General features: G+C 69.7%; 3 protein-coding genes. 2 read left to right on the plus strand and 1 reads right to left on the minus strand.

The genetic code is table 11. The annotated features are described in order from the left end of the window. Positions 1–1,226: hypothetical protein (locus IRZ30_RS16380; protein ID WP_294086704.1), on the minus strand; the 1,226-nt coding region annotated here is incomplete at its 3' end. 352 nt (positions 1,227–1,578) lie between these two features. Between IRZ30_RS16380 and IRZ30_RS16385 the strand changes: the two genes are divergently transcribed. Next, positions 1,579–2,259: a metalloregulator ArsR/SmtB family transcription factor gene (locus tag IRZ30_RS16385; RefSeq protein WP_294086707.1), complete on the plus strand. Its 681-nt coding sequence runs from the start codon at positions 1,579–1,581 to the stop codon at positions 2,257–2,259. A gap of 133 nt (positions 2,260–2,392) precedes the next feature. Further along, positions 2,393–3,472, plus strand: coding sequence for an AIR synthase family protein (locus tag IRZ30_RS16390; protein WP_294086708.1), 1,080 nt, complete (start codon positions 2,393–2,395; stop codon positions 3,470–3,472). The last annotated feature ends 192 nt before the right edge of the window (positions 3,473–3,664 follow it).

Here is a 3,664-nt window from a genome sequence, read left to right on the forward strand (position 1 = left end):
TTTTCCTCCCCCGGGGGGTTTGGGGGGGGGGGGGGCGCGGGCGCGCGGGCGGCCCCCCGCCGCAGGAACGCGAACGGCACCGGTACCGGGACAAGCCGGTCGGTGTCGACCGGGGATGAGGCCAGCACCGCGGCATTCGCGCGCTCGAAGTCGTCCAGGAACTCGCGCAGGTGCCCGATTTGCACCGGTGCCGGCTCGTCCTCGAAGATCACGAAGGCCACCGTGTACTGGCCGCGAGCGAAGTGCACGACCTGCCCCTCGGCCAACTGGGTCTTGTGCACCCGCGAGCCGAACATCTCCTCCGACAGGCTGTCGAGCGCCGAAACCATGCCGGTGATGAGCGACTCATCGAGCGGGAAGTGCCCGCTGGTGAAGATCGGCACGCCGCTGGGATCGAGCACAGCCAGCGTCAACACCTGCACCTGTGGCACCTCGGTCAGCGCCAGCGGCGCCACCGGCCGGTTCTCCGCCGCCAGCACGTCGGTGCGGCGGGCCTGCAAGTCGGCCAGCTCGCGGCGGAGGGCATCCAGGTAGCCAATCAACTCGGTGTGCATCGCGGTGAAGCGACTCAGGCTCAACTCGCCGAACGACAGCAGGTGGTTGAGGTAGTCCAGGCGGACCAGCACCACCTCCATCTCCCGCTTGACCTGCTCCATCCGCTCGTGTCGCCGTCGCTCGGCCTGCGCCACACGCGAGGCACTCCAGATCCGCGCGAGCTGGCGCTCACGCAACTCGCGCGCGTATGCCCGCTCATCGACGGGGCTCGACGACTCCACCGCCGGCTCCGGCGGGGCATCGGGCCAGTCGGCATGGAGCAGCGCGTGGTAGTCGAGGGTGTGGCCGGTCGCGGCCGCGGCAGCCCCGGCGAGGCTCGCGATCCAAGTCATGCCCAGCGGGAACGAGAGGAGCAGCGCGCCTTCGCGCGTCAGCCCACCGGGCCAAGGCACCCCGGCCAGCAGGAGCGTGCCCAGGTCGGCGGCCAGCCGCGCCACGCGCCCGGTCTCCACCCCATCCCCCGGGAAGAGCCACAGCGTCAGGACCATCCCCGCCAGGGCGAAGCGCACCAGATGGAGCGTCATCGCGATCAGCGCATGGCGCAGGACGAAGCGGCTGCGGGGGAGCAGCCCCGCGATGACGAGTGACAGCGGCCCGACGTAGGCCAGCGTCGCCATGAGCCGGCTGCGCCGACCGGGCGTGGTTCGCGGTGGCTGGCTGCTACCCGACATCGGCTCACGGCTCCTCGACCGGCTCGCCCCGGCAGGAGTCCGGGGCGGCGATAGCCCCACGGTGCCGCTGGCCGCCGTGGTCATCTCCGCACGCTGCCGCGAGTATAGCAATCAAGCCACCCCCCACCGGGTAGGACTTTGGTTCATATTCGCCCTAGGCATCCGGATCGTCCACGCAAGCCCGGATGTCGACCGGGGACTCCCCATCAAAGGTGATCCCGATTCGGCGAGGAACGGCCTCTTCCACGGCCACCGCTCGGGCAACGGCGCTTATGTTATGATAGGAACCGGAGGCGCCATGGCGACGGATCGGCCGAGCCGGAAACAACGACACAGCAGCCGTCACGCGGGTATGCCCGAGCCCCTACTCGGCACCCAGGCACCGCGGGGTGCCACCCGCCGGAAGATCCTCACCACGCTGAAGAAGAGCGAAGGGCTCACCGCGGACCAGCTCGCCGCGCTGCTCGGCATCACCGCGATGGCGGTGCGCAAGCACCTGACTGCCCTGGAACGGGACGGCCTGGTCGAATCGACCACGGTGCGACGCCCCGTCGGTCGCCCGGCCCACGTCTACCGCCTCTCTTCCCTGGCGGACGACTATTTCCCCAAGCAGTACGACCTGGTGATCACCGACCTACTGGCCGACCTGGTGCAGATCGACGGCGAGCAGAAGGTCGACCTCCTCCTCTCGCGCCGCGCCGAGCGCACCCGCGACTACCTGGCCCAGCGGCTCCAGCCGGCCACCACCCTCGCCGAGCGGGTCGCCGCGCTCGCGGCAGGGATGGACGACCTCGGCTATCTGGCGAGTTTCGAGCAGGTGGACGAGGACACCTTCCTGCTCAAGCAGTACAACTGCACTATCAGCCGGGTCGCCGCCTGTTTCCCCTGTGCCTGCCGCTACGAGGCGGAGATCTACCGGGAGCTCCTCAACGCCGACGTCGAGCGCGCAACGCACATCGTCGCCGGCGACCACATGTGCTGCTACGTCATCAGCGCCCACGAAGCCTCGACCAATCCCGACGGACGCCGGTAATCTGGGAACACACAACCGATACGGCGCATGGGCGTTGCATTCCGCGTCGCTCGGCACCGCTCACCGCCCGGGTTGGTACGGAGATCGCGAACCGCGTGGATGAAGCGTCGCGACGGCGTGGAGGGAGGACGGCATGGCAGAGCAGGCGCCCGGGTATCAGCTCCCTGAGGTCGGCAAGATCTCACCCGACGTGTTCGAGCAGGTGATCAAGCCGCGGCTGGGGCGACACCGGCCGGAGGTGCTGGTCGGGCCGCAGCACGGCGTGGATGTGGGCATCATCGACATTGGCGGCGGCCGGGTCATGGCAGTCACCACCGATCCCTTCTTCATCGTGCCGCAGTACGGCTGGGAACGCGCCGCCTGGTTTGCGGTGCATATCCTGGCCTCCGACGCGGCCACCTCGGGCCTGCCGCCCACCTACTTCGTGGTTGATCTCAACCTCCCCCGCAGCATCACCCGCGAGGGGCTGGAGGCCCTCTGGTACGCCGTCGACGCCACCTGCAAAGAGATCGGCATGGCGATCGTCACCGGCCACACCGCCCGCTACGACGGCACCGACTACCCCATGGTCGGCGGCGCGATGGTGATGGCCGTCGGCGAACGCGACCGCTACGTCACCCCGGCGATGGCGCGCGTCGGCGACGCGGTGATCGTCACCAAGGGCGCCGCCGTTGAGGCCACCGGACTGTTCGGCGTCACCTTCCCCGACCGCATCGCCGCCGCCTGCGGTCAGGAGATCGCGCGCGAGGCCGAGGCGACCTTTTACCAGATGTCGGTGGTGAAGGACGCCATGACCGCGGTTGAGGTCGGCGTGCGCGACGACGGCGTGACGGCGATGCACGACGCGACCGAGGGGGGCGTTTGGGGCGGCCTGTACGAGATCGCCGTCGCATCCGGCGTCGGGATGGTGGTCGAGCAGAACGCCATCGTGGTGAGCCCCGCCGCGCGGGCCGTCTGCGACCTGTTTGGCATGAACCCCTACGCCGCCATCAGCGAGGGCACCTTGATCATCACCTGCCGGCCGGAGAAGGCCGCGGCCGTGCTGGCGCGCCTGGAAGACGCGGGCATCGCCGCATCGCAGGTGGGCGAGATCACCCCGCCCGAGGAGGGGATCCGCCTGGTCCGCGACGGACGGGAGGAGCCGCTGGAACACCCGCGCGTCGACCCCTTCTGGGACGCCTTCGCCCGCGCCCTGGCGGAGGAGGCGGGGTAGGCGGCCTTTACACGCGATCCCTGGTCGGGGTGGGCTCCGGAGTCCGTGACGAATGAAAAGGGTCTACACGGTCGGCCCGTGCCCGGGGCTCAAGCCCCGGGCTGCCAACGAAAGCCGGCTGAAGCCGGCTGGAGGAATCGGGCTCCACACCCCGCCAGAACTTATAGCCAACCCGCCAGTGGCCCGGGCGAA

This window comes from Sphaerobacter sp., assembly GCF_019683595.1.
Lineage (GTDB): Bacteria > Chloroflexota > Chloroflexia > Thermomicrobiales > Thermomicrobiaceae > Sphaerobacter.

Bases quoted from the DNA above. Each gene is read 5' to 3' on its own strand.
- IRZ30_RS16390 (WP_294086708.1), top strand. From the start codon at position 2,393: ATGGCAGAGCAGGCGCCCGGGTATCAGCTCCCTGAGGTCGGCAAGATC.
- IRZ30_RS16385 (WP_294086707.1), top strand. From the start codon at position 1,579: ATGCCCGAGCCCCTACTCGGCACCCAGGCACCGCGGGGTGCCACCCGC.